Source organism: Ignavibacteriales bacterium (genome assembly GCA_020635255.1).
Classification (GTDB): Bacteria; Bacteroidota; Ignavibacteria; order Tepidaquicellales; family Tepidaquicellaceae; genus JAEYVS01.
On record JACKAC010000001.1, the window covers coordinates 1,313,911 to 1,330,430 of the forward strand.

The 16,520-nt window shown below is 39.6% G+C and carries 13 protein-coding genes; 7 read left to right on the forward strand and 6 right to left on the reverse strand.

The window, feature by feature from the left end; all coding sequences use genetic code 11:
• Positions 1-2: 2 nt before the first annotated feature.
• Positions 3-1,508, reverse strand: a complete 1,506-nt coding sequence (locus H6614_05915; protein MCB9243190.1) for a hypothetical protein — start codon at positions 1,506-1,508, stop codon at positions 3-5.
• Positions 1,509-1,549: 41 nt separating this feature from the next.
• Positions 1,550-2,992, reverse strand: a complete 1,443-nt coding sequence (locus tag H6614_05920; protein MCB9243191.1) for a T9SS type A sorting domain-containing protein — start codon at positions 2,990-2,992, stop codon at positions 1,550-1,552.
• Positions 2,993-4,210: 1,218 nt separating this feature from the next.
• Between H6614_05920 and H6614_05925 the strand changes: the two genes are divergently transcribed.
• From H6614_05925 to ychF, 7 genes are all read left to right on the forward strand, one after another.
• Positions 4,211-6,370 (forward strand): T9SS type A sorting domain-containing protein, encoded by a 2,160-nt coding sequence (locus tag H6614_05925; protein MCB9243192.1) that lies wholly within the window; start codon positions 4,211-4,213, stop codon positions 6,368-6,370.
• Between the two features lie 78 nt (positions 6,371-6,448).
• Entirely contained in the window at positions 6,449-7,573 is a 1,125-nt protein-coding gene (locus H6614_05930) for a tetratricopeptide repeat protein (protein MCB9243193.1), read from the forward strand.
• Positions 7,574-7,645: 72 nt separating this feature from the next.
• Positions 7,646-7,843: a 30S ribosomal protein S21 gene (gene rpsU, locus H6614_05935; GenBank protein ID MCB9243194.1), complete on the forward strand. Its 198-nt coding sequence runs from the start codon at positions 7,646-7,648 to the stop codon at positions 7,841-7,843.
• Between the two features lie 70 nt (positions 7,844-7,913).
• On the forward strand, positions 7,914-8,441 hold the full coding sequence (gene hpt, locus H6614_05940; GenBank protein ID MCB9243195.1) for a hypoxanthine phosphoribosyltransferase: 528 nt from the start codon (positions 7,914-7,916) through the stop codon (positions 8,439-8,441).
• Between the two features lie 23 nt (positions 8,442-8,464).
• Positions 8,465-10,489, forward strand: coding sequence for an ATP-dependent metallopeptidase FtsH/Yme1/Tma family protein (locus H6614_05945; protein MCB9243196.1), 2,025 nt, complete (start codon positions 8,465-8,467; stop codon positions 10,487-10,489).
• 66 nt (positions 10,490-10,555) lie between these two features.
• Positions 10,556-11,185, forward strand: coding sequence for a dolichol kinase (locus tag H6614_05950; protein MCB9243197.1), 630 nt, complete (start codon positions 10,556-10,558; stop codon positions 11,183-11,185).
• A 12-nt stretch (positions 11,186-11,197) separates the two neighbouring features.
• Complete coding sequence (gene ychF, locus H6614_05955) at positions 11,198-12,301, forward strand: redox-regulated ATPase YchF (GenBank protein MCB9243198.1); 1,104 nt, start codon at positions 11,198-11,200, stop codon at positions 12,299-12,301.
• Here the strand turns inward: ychF and feoB are convergent, their stop codons facing one another.
• From feoB to H6614_05975, 4 genes are read right to left on the reverse strand one after another with little or no spacing between them, the layout of a single operon-like run.
• Entirely contained in the window at positions 12,302-14,350 is a 2,049-nt protein-coding gene (feoB, locus tag H6614_05960) for a ferrous iron transport protein B (protein MCB9243199.1), read from the reverse strand. It lies immediately after the preceding gene.
• Positions 14,351-14,584 (reverse strand): ferrous iron transport protein A, encoded by a 234-nt coding sequence (locus H6614_05965; GenBank protein MCB9243200.1) that lies wholly within the window; start codon positions 14,582-14,584, stop codon positions 14,351-14,353.
• 46 nt (positions 14,585-14,630) lie between these two features.
• Complete coding sequence (locus H6614_05970) at positions 14,631-15,119, reverse strand: transcriptional repressor (protein ID MCB9243201.1); 489 nt, start codon at positions 15,117-15,119, stop codon at positions 14,631-14,633.
• 25 nt (positions 15,120-15,144) lie between these two features.
• A complete protein-coding gene (locus H6614_05975) occupies positions 15,145-16,485 on the reverse strand; it encodes an L-lysine 6-transaminase (GenBank protein ID MCB9243202.1) in 1,341 nt (446 codons plus the stop codon).
• Between the last annotated feature and the right edge of the window lie 35 nt (positions 16,486-16,520).

A 16,520-nucleotide genomic window follows, 5' to 3' on the forward strand; every position in this document is an offset into this window, starting at 1 on the left:
TATTACATCTCAGTCTCTAAAACTTCCTCTACCCATTTATCCCATTCAGAATTGAAGTGTGTAAGTGCTGTCTGAATTTCTGTGTCAGACATGCCCGAATGAGTAATTGAGTTTAATGCCAGCTTCTTCATCTGAGCCAGATCAAGATTCCATGCCATATATGCAGACCAGAAATCATAGCTCAGCCCGGTATAATCAAAGATCTGCGGATCATCTGAACTTATAGTCACAGGAATGCCTCTTTTGATGTATTCTCCGGCGGGATGCATACGGAGATTATCAGTGTAGCCAAGTATCTGATTACTGAGAGGACTGATCTCCAGTGCAATACCTTTTTGCTTTATTATGTCAAATAAAATAGGGAAGCGGAAAAGATTTATCCCATGTCCTATCCTTTTTGTACCTAATAAAACTGCGTCATAGAGATTATCGTTATCCGGAAGTGTGCTTTCACCATTATGGAAATAAAACGGAAGATCGATGTCATAAACCTCTTCGAGTGAATCTTTCAAAAGCATTTCCTCTATAAAATACAGTGTAGGATTCCCTGCATCCTCCTCACCAACTAGGTCGAACCCTATTACAAGATCAGGATATCTTTTACGAAGTTTAATTGTTTCTTCCATATAATTTAATACATCAGGCTTATCCCAACCCCTATAACCACTTCTTATGATTTTCAGAGTAAATTCCGGATGATCCTTTCTCACCGAATCCAGAATACTTTTGTATATTTCGATAACTTCCTCAGGGGTATATTTTTTCCCGTTTAGATCATACACTCCTCCTAAAAACGTTCTTATTTCGATGTGTTGTACGTTATCGGCAATGAGAGAATCTATCATTACTTTATTGTCTTCGAGGAAAACAGGATAATATTCTAAAAGACCGCCTTGTCTTGTAAATATTTCCTCAAATCTTACCCATATATCACCATTCTTAAAATCTGATTCATTAAGAAAGAGCAATTCACGCAAATGGTGGTCAAAGTTTGGATCCTTTTTGCGAAGATCGGCAACAAGTTCATATCCCTCAGGTTGTGTTCCCGGGTTATAAAATCTTAGCGTACCATATACTACTTCATATCCCTCTGTCTCACCGGTGTACATATAGAGGTTTTCCATATGGCTCGCTTTATTTATAATCCAGTCAGGACTTCCAATTGCTCCGGCGTGACAATGAAGAAGACCTCCCTTTGGCATACTTCTAAGGATTCCCAGGATCTTGCTCGAATCTATCATATTTCTGTAATTGTAAAAATAATGGGCAGGAGGGAACTTAAAGCCGGCGTTTTTTATAAACTCCGCACGTAGACTTGCCAACAGTGAATCTACCTTAACCTCTTCTTGTGAGAGTTCTATTTCGGAGCCTAAACGAATTGCATTATCTTGGGCAATGACACGGTTCCTTTCTCTGTGATATTCGTTTACCTTTGAGGTATCTTGCGGATAAGATAACCCTGTGAAAACTAATGCAAAGCAGGAAGACAACAAAAGAAGTACTTTCATTCTGTGGATTGCTTGAAGCAAATAGATTTGAGAATTTCTCCCTATTTTATAAGGACCATTTTCTTTGTCTCAGTAAATGAACCTTTCGAACTTTCAGCAATAATTCGGTAGAAATAAATACCTGAAGCGTATTTGCTTCCGCTGAATATTGCGCTCGAACTTCCTTGATCTATATATCCCTCTACAAGTGTCTCTATCTCACGTCCGGTAATATCGAAGACCTTTAATGATACATATGACCTTGACGGCACCGTAAATCTGATCTGGGTAACAGGATTAAACGGATTTGGATAATTCTGCTGAAGGCTATAGGTATAAGGCAATGATCCGTTCGGCTCGATACCTACATAGTTTGACAATCCTATTCGGGCTTCGGTTTCTACTTCAGCCAGTCCAGGTAGGTCTAAATTATTGACCGTACCTGTATAATCTTTTACAACGACCTTTATCTTATTTATGGTTGGCCAATCTGGGAAATTTAACTTCAAACCATCCGTTGTCAGTGGACCTGTTGAAGGAACATGCTCCACTAATATCGAATCGAAGTCGTACATAAATACTTCACAATCATTGACCTGAATGTTTGTATTTGTTCCGGGGTTAGGTAATATGTTATATAACTTGAGTGATTTTACATCTATATGCAGATCCCACTTTAACTCAACGTACTGTCCCGGCACGTTACTTCCGGCGATCCAGTTAACTTTTAGATCATTATTTCTTGCCTTTCTGTCGACTACGCCATCCCCGGTATAGTCTATACTATTTTGTGAATGGTAACTGCTCTGCGTTGTAGTAGCAGATGTAGATACGTTTGTAAACTCACCTAGAGTATTATTTATGGGTACATCTATCAACGTATGCCCGGCATGACATCCTACGCATTTTGTACCGGAGCCATCGATTCCGAAGTTCATACCTGTAACGTGAGCCGGATTACCTTCCCGGTTTACTAACACATTCCCCACACTGTCTGTGATCTGCTCAAACATGGAAACATTGGACGGAATATCACCCTGTATAACAGCTCCATCATACTGTATTAGATGATCCCTAAATAGTATTGGTGGATCTTGCCCGTTCTCGTCTGTTCTTTGGAATTGAAGGAAGAACCTTATCCTGGCATTCTTCGTAATCGGAGGAGCATTTTCGATTGGAGCATCTACTGGTGCATTAGCAAATATATTGAGACAATCAAATCTGAATAAACCTCCCTGGTAAAAAGTTGATGGGTTTGATGTCGGTGGTACATTATTAACATCATACGCTCTTAAATACTCAACTATCGGTGGAATAGGCTTAAAAACTATAGGCTCTGCATTTAACTCCATTGTGCCGGGAAAATCTAGTACAGGAGTCAAACCCGAACCATCGGGATTACATGTGTAAATCCCATAATCAAGTGCCTCAACTGAAGTTGCATACGAAAAAAGTATCTTGCCATTTGGTAATTCAACTGGATCCGTAGCGTAGGGAGGCATCATAGTATTATATGATGGAGGTGTAGTACTGTATAATGGAGTAGTAGTATCAACTCCAATCACATTTTTGAAGGGGGATAGTCCTAACTCATAAGAGCGGATTCCATTACTCCCGCCTGTTGTTGTCATCGTTATATCTGGCGAGTATACTCCAATAATATCTCCGTTATGCATTATACGGGGTCTATATAGAAACATCGAACGTCGTGTTCGTGGGTCACCTGAATAATAATTAAGTGCATCTCCATCTGGTTTGACAAATACCGGTTGCCAAATATTGGCAATATCCGAACCTGGTAAAGCAAGTGAATCTACCCTCGTAATGCCTCCTGGAACTAAATTACTGGGACGGTCGATATTTAACCACCATCTTGAATATACAATTGTTCCGGTAAGTGGATCGACCGTTGGCTTTTCCGCACCGTTTCTTTCAGTAGTCATTCGATAAAGCGCGGTATCCTGATAAACTATAAATAAGTTCGTAGCATTAAATCCTTTTTCTGAAAGCTGAGGATATCGTGTTGATGCAAATACAATGTTATTGTCAGGAGTATAAACTGGATCTATGTCATCATATTTCTCAAACTTATATGCTGAGGAACCAAATTGGGAAAGGTTGATCGCTCTATCTGTAAAAGTAATCTTCTTAAAACCTGTTCCATCGGTTCTAATCTCATAAATTCTCCAACTACTATCTGGATGTTCCACTCCTGCAAAAACAATTTTTTGTCCGGTCCAATGGACACATGGCTGTTGAACATCGTAAATTTTAATACCATTAAAATTCATCAAAGAGTCTACGAGAGTAACAATCGTTCCATTCGCATCTAACCTTAATAATCTACCGCCAACCTTTGCAAACCTTGAATGTGGTCCCATACCGGGAAGCAGCCCTGCAGAGGGAAAATTAATATTACCGCCATCCCTATGGTTACGGGATACGAATACTAATGGATAATCAAACGAATTAGTAATACATATTCCTGATTCCGTATAAATAAATGAAAAAACTATACTAAAGAGTAATAAAGCACCGTAAAATTTTATTTTCATTGTAGATTAAAATTAAATCTAGAACTAATTTACCAATTCTGTAAACAACAAAAGCGCAAATAAAATTTAGAAAAGTTTTATTTCAAGGCAAAAAATGAATTTGTTTGTTGTATTTTACAGGTATTTATAATAATTTATAGAATATATTAATCAACTAACAGACACAAAATGAAAAAATTTATATTAGCTTTGTTTAGCGTCCTGTTTATTCTTGGTGCAAAAAATACTTTTGCACAGGGCTTCAACAGCGTTACATCGCCGGATGGTATATTTGTTATTGCTGTCGGTGACGGGGGACTGCTATTCAGATCAAGCGATGGGGGAAACACATTCGCTCAGCTAACTTTTGGATCCGATGATTATAAAGCTATTACTTCGTATGGTGATAATGTATGGTTCTGCGGTGCTAATGGAAAAATATTTTCGTCATCTAAAGTAGTTACATCTGTAACCCCAACATCTGCGGGTTCATCTACTTTAATGGGAATCGATTTTGTTGACAATAACGTTGGATTTTCTTGTGGAGTTGGAGGTGCTGTATACAAAACTACGGACGGTGGAACAACATGGAATCCTAGTAACACTGGTATTCCTGTAGTTGACTTGAATGCAATCAGTTTTAAAGATGCCTCCAATGGTGTTGTTGTTGGGAAAAATAGCGTTGTATATACAACAACAAATGGTGGATCTTCATGGTCAGCTTCAGTTGTAAGTACTTCTGGTGACTTGCTAGCTGTAGAATATTATAGTGACGGTTATGTAATTACCGGTGTCAACGGAACAATAATCTTAAAACCTACCGCATCTGCATATCAATATGTTATCTCCAAAACTGATTCGGATATCAGGGGTCTTAGTGGAACTTCTATTAATAATACTAAAGTAGTCGGTGGTGGTGGTTTTATAAGAGGAAATAATGGCAGTCCTGGCTTTTTAAAGTTCGAACCGAATCCAATGCTCGCTAACCTAGTTGATATTCATTATGCTAATGCAGATATGGGTTTTGCTGTTAGTAGCTTGAACAAAGCAATAATTAGAACAACAAATGGAGGCACCTCCTGGCAGTTTGCACAGGGAGTAAATGTTTCATATAGCTGGCAGTCAAGATCAGGTCCCACTGGTAATTTTCTTGGGATGAATCTGACAAGACATCCATTTAACAAGCATTCCTTTTTTGTTGTATTTAGCAATAGAGTTTATGTTAGCCGTGATGACGGTGAAACATGGTCTCAAACAGCTACAATTTCACCATCTGGTGGTACTCCTCATACATTCCTAATAAGTGAAGCTGATACAAATGTTTGGTTAAATGCCAGAACAGGAAGCCCCGACATGGTTGTTAGAAGTACTGATCACGGCACTACCTGGAACACAGTGATTTCAATGAATTTTACTAGTTATGGTGAACCTCTTGAACACGATCAATCTGACGGAAATGTATGGTATTTTGCCCCAGACAATGGAGGTTATTACAAATCCACAAATAATGGTGCGAACTTTAATTTGATTAGTTCTTATCCGTTCAGAAGCCCTTGCGACCTTTTGGTTGATTGGGTTGATCCAAATGTTCAATTTGTTGCTGATGGTGTAACCGGAAGTGGTGTTGCTGATATCTTTCGCTCAACAAATGGTGGTGTTAATTGGACTAAAGTATTCACAAACCCTTCAAGTAGTGAAATTCCATCATTATCAAATACAGTGTTCGATCCAAACTTGATGAGAGCAACTAACTGGTCAGGTAGTAATATTTATAAAACCACAAACAATGGAGTTAACTGGGCACTAGATCATACTAATCCATTCAACGGGTGGGGATCAAACTTTTGTGCTGAAGATCCAACTGTGTATATGTCTGGAAGCTGGTCTGGTGCGGCATGTAGTATGACTCTCGACGGAGGTCAGTCATGGGTTTCTACTTCAGGACTTAGTGGTTCTGGTGGATTCATGTTGTTATCGGACAGAGGCACCATACTTGCCCAGGCTGGCAGTACACTTTATAAGTTTAGACCACAATACACAGTAACCACTGCTGTCCACGAGATAGTATTAAATAGTGGTATTCCTCAGGAATATGATTTAAAACAAAACTATCCAAATCCGTTTAACCCTTCAACAAAGATCAGTTATGACATCCCTAAACAAGGTAATGTTAAGCTTGTTATTTTTGATCAGCTTGGAAGACAAGTTGCGGAATTAGTTAATACAGTAAAAAGCGCAGGCTCATATGAAGTCGAATTCAACGGCTCAAACCTTGCCTCCGGTGTTTACTTCTACAAATTAGAAGTCCCCGGTCAGACATTTACTAAGAAAATGATACTGGTCAAGTAGTATAGATAATATACACTAACTTTTTTATATTAAACTGTCCGCAATTTCGCGGGCAGTTTTTTTTATAAATAGATGACAATGATTAGAAATATTTTTTTTATTGTGCTGATGGCATTCACTTTACCCCTATACTCGCAAAATAAGGACGAGATGATAATAAAGGGGTTAGATTACATGTATCATATGCGCCTTGACAGTGCAAAGATTGAATATGATAGAGTCATTTCTTTAAATCCAAAGAATCCTGAAGGATATTTTTTCCTGGTTTTACTGCAATGGTGGAAGATAAACATCAATAAAGAAGATCTCAGCAATGATGAAAATTTCTTTAGAGCTGTTGATAAAGTTATTGATATTGCTGATAATGTCTTGGATAATAACTCGGATGATGATAATGCTATGTTCTATAAAGGTGGTGCTATAGGATATAGAGGACTCGTACATGCATTGCGTGAGAATTGGCTTAAAGCTGCCGAAGATGGACGTCGGTCTTTAAATTTATTTGAGGAAGCATCTAAAATTAATCCTTCCAACAAAGATGTTATGTTTGGAAATGGGGTATATAACTATTTTGCCGAATATATTCCTGATCGATACCCTTTTCTTAAACCACTCTTAATTTTGTTTCCTTCCGGCGATAAAAATAAAGGATTGCTTCAGATCAAAGAAACTGCAATGAATTCTAAATTTGGTAAAGTTGAAGCTAAATTTATTTTAAGTTACTTATACCTTAAGTATGAAAAGAATTTTGTCGAGGCAGAAATTTATTCAAAGGATCTATCCGATAATTATCCTGAAAATCCTCAGTTTGCGCGATACTTATACAATAGCTATGTTGGGGAAGGAAAGTTTAACGAAGCCATCGAGGGGTGGCAAAAAGTACTTCAATTTGCGTCTGAAGGAAAATTTGGGTTCAATACACCGGTTTTATTAAGAGAAGCTAATTATTATCTCGGTTTTTCTTATATGTATACTGGTAATAACGAAGAGGCTAAAAAGTACTTGCTCAAATCTGAGGAATTGTCCTCTCAGATCGACAAAGATGCGACTATGATCAAAGCATTTACACTCCTTTGGCTGGGTGTTGTAAATGGACGGTTAGGGGATAAATCGAAAGCCAGGGAATACTTCGATAAAGTACTGGAAATGGATAATTTCGGTGATTCCCATGACCAGGCTGAGAAATATAAAGCAAGGCTGTAATGACTATTTTCATTAATAAATTATTATTATATTTGTAGTTCGTAATTTAAAATAAAGTGAGGTAAACAAAAATTGATTAAAGTTATTGTTCAGGATGGTGAATCCATCGATAAGGCTTTAAAAAGGTTTAAAAAGAAATATGAGAAAGCCGGGATTCTAAAAGAATTCAGGAGAAGGAAAGAGTATGTTAAGCCGTCGGTGTTGAAAAAGATGCAAAAAGAACGTACTGTAAGAAAGAAGAGAAGAATTCTGGAAGAAGAAAACAATTAATTTTTCATATTATACATATTTTAAACCCACTACTCAAACATAGGTGGGTTTTTATGTTTATTGAGCAGATATGGAAGAAGTTAAAGATAAAGTGATGACTAAGTTTATTTCTGCCGATCTGATTGGGCAGAGAGTTAAGGAAATTGCAGATGAAATCAGTATAGTTTATAAGGATAAAAGTCCGATTTTAATAGGTGTTCTAAATGGTTCTTTCGTTTTTCTTTCGGATCTTATTAGAAATTTAAGTATTGATTGCGAGATTGATTTTTTAAAGCTGTCCAGCTACGGAAATGAGAAGATCTCATCCGGAAATGTTACAGTTCTTAAAGAATTAAATTGCAACCCGGAAGAACGGAATATCGTAATTGTTGAGGATATTATAGACACAGGGGCTACACTTGATTATTTACATAAAATAATAAATAGTTATAAACCTGCTTCTGTAAAGTTCGCGACATTGCTCTACAAAAAAGAAAAATGCAAATCCACTCTCGATGTTGATTTTATTGGATTTGAAATTGAAGATAAATTTTGTGTTGGCTATGGTATGGATTATGCACAAAAATACAGGAATTTAAAAGATATTTATGTGTTATAGCCAATTAAAGAAAGGATATTTGTATGGATCAGGAAAATAATAACAAACAACAGAACAACAATAATAACAAAGACGATTTTAACTGGAACCGGGTATTTAAGATAGTACTTGGATGGAGTGCTATTTTAATAGGTTTTTTCCTTTTGATGATATATACAAAAGGAACTGACGCAAAATACTCGGAAATATCATTCAACAAATACCAACAGCTCCTCACTGACAACAAGATCCAGAGCGCAACCGTAAGGAAATCTGAAGACAGCTATGAATTTTATGGTAAACTCAAGCAACCCGAACAGATAGATATTAATGGCAAATCCTTCACGCTGGATAATTTCAGTGTCTTTTTACCATATACCAACGTTGACGATGCAGTAATAAAATCCTGGAACGAGCACGGCGTCGATATCACAGTTGAAAAAGACGATGGCGGATGGCTTGGACCTTTGCTAAGTGCTTTGCCATGGATACTTATCCTTATTGTTTGGATAGTGATTATGCGCAGGATGCAGTCCGGTTCAGGCGGCACGCGAGGCATTTTCTCATTTGGTAAATCCAAAGCTAAAATGCTCACCGAATCATCCATTAAGGTCACATTCAAAGACGTTGCCGGTGCTGATGAAGCCAAACAGGAGCTGAGTGAAATAATCGAATTTTTAAAAAGCCCCGGTAAATTCCAAAAACTGGGCGGAAAGATACCTCGCGGAGTACTCCTTCTTGGACCTCCCGGGACCGGCAAGACTCTTCTCGCAAGAGCAGTCGCCGGTGAAGCCGGTGTTCCTTTCTTTTCTATCAGCGGTGCTGACTTTGTTGAAATGTTCGTCGGTGTAGGTGCGTCACGAGTCAGAGACCTCTTCGAGCAGGGTAAAAAGAACGCCCCGTGTATCATATTCATAGATGAGATAGATGCAGTAGGAAGACACAGAGGTGCAGGATTAGGTGGCGGACACGATGAAAGAGAACAGACACTCAATCAGCTTCTCATCGAAATGGACGGCTTTGAGCAAAATAACGGTGTTATTGTAATAGCTTCCACAAACAGACCTGACATTCTGGATCCGGCATTGTTGAGACCGGGTAGATTTGACAGGCAAGTAGTTGTAGATAGACCTGACGTAAAAGGACGTGAAGGCATATTAAAAGTTCATACAAGAAAGATTCCATTAGCAAAAGACGTAAAGCTTGAGATAATTGCAAAGGGCACTCCCGGATTCTCCGGTGCTGACCTTGCTAATCTCGTTAATGAAGCCGCTCTTACAGCCGCTAGAAGGGATGCCGATTCTGTCACCATGAAAGATATGGACGCTGCCAAGGACAAAGTAATGATGGGTACAGAAAGAAGAAGCATGATAATCTCCGACAGCGAAAAGAAGACAACCGCTTACCATGAAGCCGGTCACGTTATCGTTGCCAAGATGATCCCTGAAGCAGATCCGGTGCACAAAGTTACCATCATCCCGAGAGGAAGAGCATTAGGAGTTACGACATATCTTCCAATGGATGAAAAACATAGCTATTCAAAAGAACATATCGAAGCTATCATCGCATACGCTATGGGTGGAAGAGCCGCAGAGAGACTGATCTTCAATGAATATACAACCGGTGCAAGCAATGACATCGAAAGAGCAACAGGGCTTGCCAAACGAATGGTTTGTGATTACGGAATGAGCGAAAAGCTCGGTCCGCTAAAATACGGTGAGAAACAGGAAGAAATATTCCTGGGCAGGGAAATTCAGCAGAGAAGTGACCATAGTGAAGCAACGCAGATTATGATCGACGAGGAAGTTAAGAAAGTCGTTCAAAGTTCAATGGACAGAGCTGAAAAGATCCTCAAACAGAATGAAAATGTGCTTCACGCCATGGCTAATGCATTGCTCGAGAGAGAAACACTTGAATCTGAAGAGATAGATATAATCATGAGAGGTGAGACACTTCCTCCGGTTGAAAAAAAGGAAGAAGTTTCTGAAAACGAAGAAGTTGTAAAAACTAAGAAGAAATCTAAAGAGGATACATCATTTTCTCCCGGCGACGTTGCTCTTGCAAATTAAAATAAAAATAAAGCTTTTATAATTATAACCGGCTCCTATTTCCGCGCGGAGCCGGATTTTTTTTAAATGGAAGAAGTACAGGATAAAATAAGTTTTACCAGCGAGCTAAAAAGGAAGTTCATTCACATTTCCTCATCATGGATAGCATTTGCGTATATTTTTCTTTCCAAAGAGCTTATGATCATAATCCTTGCCGGATTATTCTTAGGAAGTCTCTTATCAGATATTGCGCGCTATTATTCCAAATGGTTTAATGATTTTTATATGAAAGTCGTCGGTCCCGTATTGAGAAGCCACGAGGTCAGACTAAAAAGCATTACACTAACAGGTGCAACTTACTTAATGTTTTCAGCACTATTGAGTGTTGTCATATTCCCAAAAGAAGTTGCTATCTCTGCGATATTCCTTATGACAATTGGTGATGCAGTCGCGGCTGTTATCGGGAAATCATTCGGAAGGTTAAAGTTTTATACTAAAACTTTCGAAGGAGGTCTCGCTTTCTTTATCGCCGGAGTGATAATCGTACTTCTGGCTCCAAAGCTTTCAAATAATGTAAATGAGTATTATATCGGCATAGCCGCTGTTTTCGTTACAACTATAATCGAAATGCTCCCGTTAAAACTCGATGACAATATTACCGTCCCGATAGTTTTCGGACTTTCGTATTTATCTTTCATTAAGATCTTTCTTAATTAATCTTCAAATGATATGTCATTTAGATGTGGTATTGTAGGCTTACCTAACGTAGGTAAATCAACTTTATTCAATGCTGTAACCTCGACCCAGAATGCGGAAGCCGCAAACTATCCTTTCTGCACCATAGATCCAAATACGGGAACGGTTATTGTCCCTGACGAGCGCGAGAATAAGCTTGTGAAGATGTATAATCCCAAAAAAGTTGTCCCAACCACTATAGAATTTGTTGATATAGCCGGGCTGGTGCGAGGCGCGTCTAAAGGTGAAGGCCTTGGAAACCAATTCCTGTCTCACATCAGGGAAGTCAATGCCATAATCCATATCGTACGGTGCTTTGAAAACGATAATGTTATTCACGTTGATAATAAAGTTGATCCCAAAAGCGATATTGAAACGATTGAAACCGAGCTTATACTAAAGGACCTTGAAACGATTGAAAAGAGGCTCGAAAAGACTGGCAAGACTGCTAAATCCGGCGACAAAGATGCTAAAAAAGAGATAGAGATTCTCGAAGGCTTGAAACAGCACCTCTCTGGGGGCAGAATGGGGAAATATTTTACTGATTCACTTCCTAAAGAGAACGTATCGATCGTAAATTCTCTTCATTTACTAACCGATAAGCCCGTCATTTATGTTGCTAATGTGGACGAGGCGGGTATAAATGGAAATCAGTATTCCGATATGGTGAAGGAGATCGCTACTAAAGAAAATGCTAGATTTCTTATACTCTCCGTGCAGATAGAATCTGAAATAGCCCAGCTCGAAACTGAAGAAGAGAAACAAGACTTTCTGAAAGAAATGGGAATTGAAGAGTCCGGGCTTACACGCCTCATTAAAGAAGCATATTCATTACTCAACCTTATCACATTCTTCACTGCCGGCGAAAAAGAAGTTCATTCATGGACTATAGAAAAGGGGAGTACCGCGCCTCAAGCCGCCGGTGAGATACACACCGACTTTGAAAAAGGATTTATCCGCGCTGAAATAATGCGTTATGACGACTTAATTAGTCTGGGATCTGAACAGGCTGTTAAGGAAAAAGGTTTATTGAAAGTTGAGGGTAAGGAGTATATTGTACAGGATGGTGATATAGTGTACTTCAGGTTTAACGTCTGATCACTGGACGCCCAGGAACTGCAATCCGTTCACCGTTATCAGAGCCAGCAGGTAAGCGATTCCTGTGAATATGACGACTTGCATTACAGGAATTCTCCAACCGCCGGTTTCCTTCCGTGAAATTGCCACAGTAGAGAGACACTGCATTGCGAATACAAAGAACACAATAAGCCCTATGATCGTTGATGTGGTAAATAATTTTTTGCCCGTTGCCTCATTTCGAGCATCCTGCATCGATCCGAGTATCGATTCCTGAAGCTTCTCATCGTCATCGTCCGTTATTTTGAATATCAGCGCCATTGAACTTACGAATACCTCACGTGCCGCGAATGTAGCGATAAGCGAAACACCTACCCGCCAGTCCATTCCAATTGGCTGCATTACAGGTTCTATGAATTTTCCTAACTGTGCCGCATATGAATGTGTTATCCTTTCGTATGCAATAGTTTGCTCAACTTTATCCGGAGCTATGTTTTGAGTATCCACTTTAGGACTGTAATTTGGGAATGAGGTCAATACCCAGAGTATAAGCGAAAGATAAAGTATAACAGGTCCGGCTTTCCTTACATATGACCCTGAACTTTTAAAGATTCGTGCTATTACATCACGTAGATTTGGAGCTCTATAAGCAGGGAGTTCGATAATAAATGAGCTGTTATCTTTTTCCTTTACTATCTTTTTACTGAATTTATTCACCACTCCTGCAATGATAAGTGAACTTACGATGCTGAATACATAAATAATTGCAAGGCTCACACCGCCTATCCATGGCTTATTCCTTGGTGTCAGATAGGCAAGTAACAATGCATATACAGGTAATCTTGCGCTGCAGCTCATCAAAGGGATTATGAATATCGTTAGAAATCTCTCACGCTTGCTCTGTATCGTTCTTGTTGCCATTATAGCGGGAATTGCGCATGCAAAACCGGATAGCATTGGTACAAATGAACGTCCGTTTAGTCCTATTTTCGATAAAGGTTTGTCTATCAGCATTGCTCCGCGAGCCAGGTAACCCGAATCTTCGAGCAATCCTAATATGAAGAATAATATCACTATCTGGGGCAGGAATACAAGTACCGAACCCAATCCGGCAATTAGTCCATTAGCAACAAGGTCACCGAACCAGTTATCACCGATAGTCTCTAGGGCGGATGATGATAATGTTCCAAAGAATAGGTCTATTAGGTCCATCAAAGGCGCCGCCAGCCAGAATATAGCTGTAAATGTTAACGACATTACCACCAAAAAGGAAAATATGCCCCAAAACTTATGTAGGAAAAACTTGTCTAATTTAAGTGAAAATGAATCCAGGGATCTGTGAGAGTCCGGTCCGTTTGAGAGTATTTTAAGCTGTTTATTAGCCTCATTAATCTTTAAAAGCTGGCCTCCTTGCTCATGGTAATCGATCTTTTCAAGCACCGCCGACTCTATATCACTTATCTCCTTGAATGAATTCAGAAGATCCTCACGCGAGGAGTGTTCGGGAAACTCTTTTGCCATCGCTTCACCGAATTCCTCCATGTTCTTACCGACTATCATTAGGAGTTCATCTATTCCATTACCGTTACGGCTGTCTATTTTTACCACGTCACAGCCCAATATCGCGCCTAATCTCTCAGTATTTATATCATAACCCTTCTTATTCAGAAGATCATTCATCGTAAGGGCAACTATTACCCTGAATTTTGACTTTAGAAGCTGTTTAACGAGTAAAAGCTGTCTGGAAAGCTGGCTTGCATCTATGGTAACGACTGCAATGTCAGTCTCCCCGAATTTCGGATGTGAAAATATGTAATCAACCGATAATTTTTCGTCGGGAGAGCAGGGGATTAAGCTGATTATTCCCGGTGAGTCGAGTATCTGAGCATTAACTGAGTACTTGCCAAGTATTCTGGATATAGAGTATTCTACGGTTGAACCGGGATAGTTAACCGTCTTATATTTCTTACCGCTAAGAAAATTGAATAAAGTAGTTTTACCCGAATTTGGATGTCCGAGAAGTGTGATTAATGGTATTTTTTCCAGAACTGTATTTTCTACAACCGGCATCTATCGTTTATCATGTTCCAAAATAATGCACTCAGCTTCACTCTTGCGGATAGCTATTACCGAACCGCGTATTGACAGCGCTATTGGATCCTTAAACAACGGCTCGAATGCAAGCTCTATCTCTTCACCCGGCGTAAATCCTACTTCCATTATCCTGCGTGAAGACGGATGGTCATTATCGATGTCCTCGATTATTCCTTTTTCACCTAATTTTAAATTCGCCGCTGTCCTCATAAATGAAGCTTATTAAGACTCAATTTAGATATATCCTTAAGTTTTTTCAACCTAATTTGCTGTCCACAGGTTTCTGTGAAGCGAGCTCTTTATAATTCTCGCACTTCTCTTTTTCATTACACGTAGCAAATACCTGCAGTGTATGGTCTATTGACTTAAGGTTATTCTCTTTGCATACTTTATCTTGAAGCTGTTCTATCTTCGGCGCTTCAAATTCGAGTATCTTATTACACGACACACATATAATATGGTAATGCAAGTTTCTGCCGTACTTCGTCTCAAACCTTGTCCTGTCGCCCTTAAAGTTATGCTTCGATAATATCCCGCACTCGCTCATTAGTTCGAGCGTCTTGTATACCGTTGCTCTGGATACCTTGAGATAATCGTTCTTCATTTTAAAGAATAATTCATCTGCATCGAAATGTCCCTCCATATCCATCGCGGCATCGAGTATTAAAAAGCGCTCGTTCGTGATTCTGTGAGCATGCTCCTTGAGATAATTTATAAAAACCTCTTTTACTTCTTTTGAAGCCAATTCTATTCCTGATTTAGATTTTTTATTATACTTTTGCGCTTCCGACGGACTTATCGAGAATGTTCATTCCCTCATCTATTTCGCTTTCATTTACACATAGCGGCGTCCTGAATCTTATCGCCCTCTCACCGCATCCGAGTATGATAAGATTATTATCGAATGCTTTATCCAGTATCTTATTCCTTAGCTCCTTCGACTCACAATCGAATGCGCAGAATAATCCCAGCCCGCGTGGATTGGATATCTTCCCTTTGTGATTCTCAACCAGCTCGTGTATCCTCGCTTGCAAATGCTTACCCACCACAGCACAGTTCTCCACAAGATTATCTTCCTTTATGATCTCGAGTATCCTCTTAAATCTGAACATATCCACGAGATTACCGCCCCATGTGGAATTGATTCTGCTCGATTTCCTGAATACGTTCTCCGGTACCTCGTCTATCCTGTCGGTGCATACCAGCCCGCATACCTGCGTCTTCTTACCAAAGCACATTATATCCGGCGTAACATAATACTGGTGCGCCCACCATTTTCCCGTTAGTGCGATGCCCGTCTGCACCTCATCGAATATCAGCATCATCTCATTCTCATCGCACAGTTCCCTCAACTTTATAAAAAACTCCTTCCTGAAGTGATTATCTCCGCCCTCACCCTGTATCGGCTCTATGATAAGCGCCGCGATGTCATCCTTGTTATTAGCAAGAGCTTCCTTTATCTGGTTTACTGCTTCCTCTTCCGTTCTAATTACATTCTCCAAATTATCACCGGATAGGGGATATGTTATCTTTGGATTGATTATTCTCGGCCACTTGAATTTCGGAAATAGCGCCGTCTTATCCGGGTCGGTGTTAGTCAGCGACATCGTGTACCCGCTCCTGCCGTGAAACGCCTGCTGGAAGTGGATCACCTGGTGTCCCTTCTCTTCAGTGTATCCGCGGGCAAAGTTCTTCCTGACTTTCCAGTCGAATGCTGCTTTAAGCGCGTTCTCTATTGCCAGAGCGCCGCCTTCTATGTAAAAAGAATACTTGAATTCCTTTGGCACCGCTGTCTTAAAAAACGTCTCTACGAATTCTGCCTGTTCCTGTACATAAATATCCGATAGGGAAGGTTTCGTTACGGCGATCTCGCCGACCTTCTCCTTAAACTCGTCATTATCTATTTTCGGATGGTTCATTCCGAGCGGGCTCGAAGCGAAGAACGTAAAGAAATCAAGTAATGTCCTGTCATGCTTTGAATCGTAAAGATAAACACCTTTCGACTTCTTAAGGTCGAGTGTTAGGTCATACCCGTCTGCGAGTATGTATTTTGAAAGTACTGATGAAACATGTTTGGGTGATACGTTCACCGGATCAAAACCATTTGTCATGGTTTCCTTTGTTTCGTCTGTCTTTATGTCTGCCA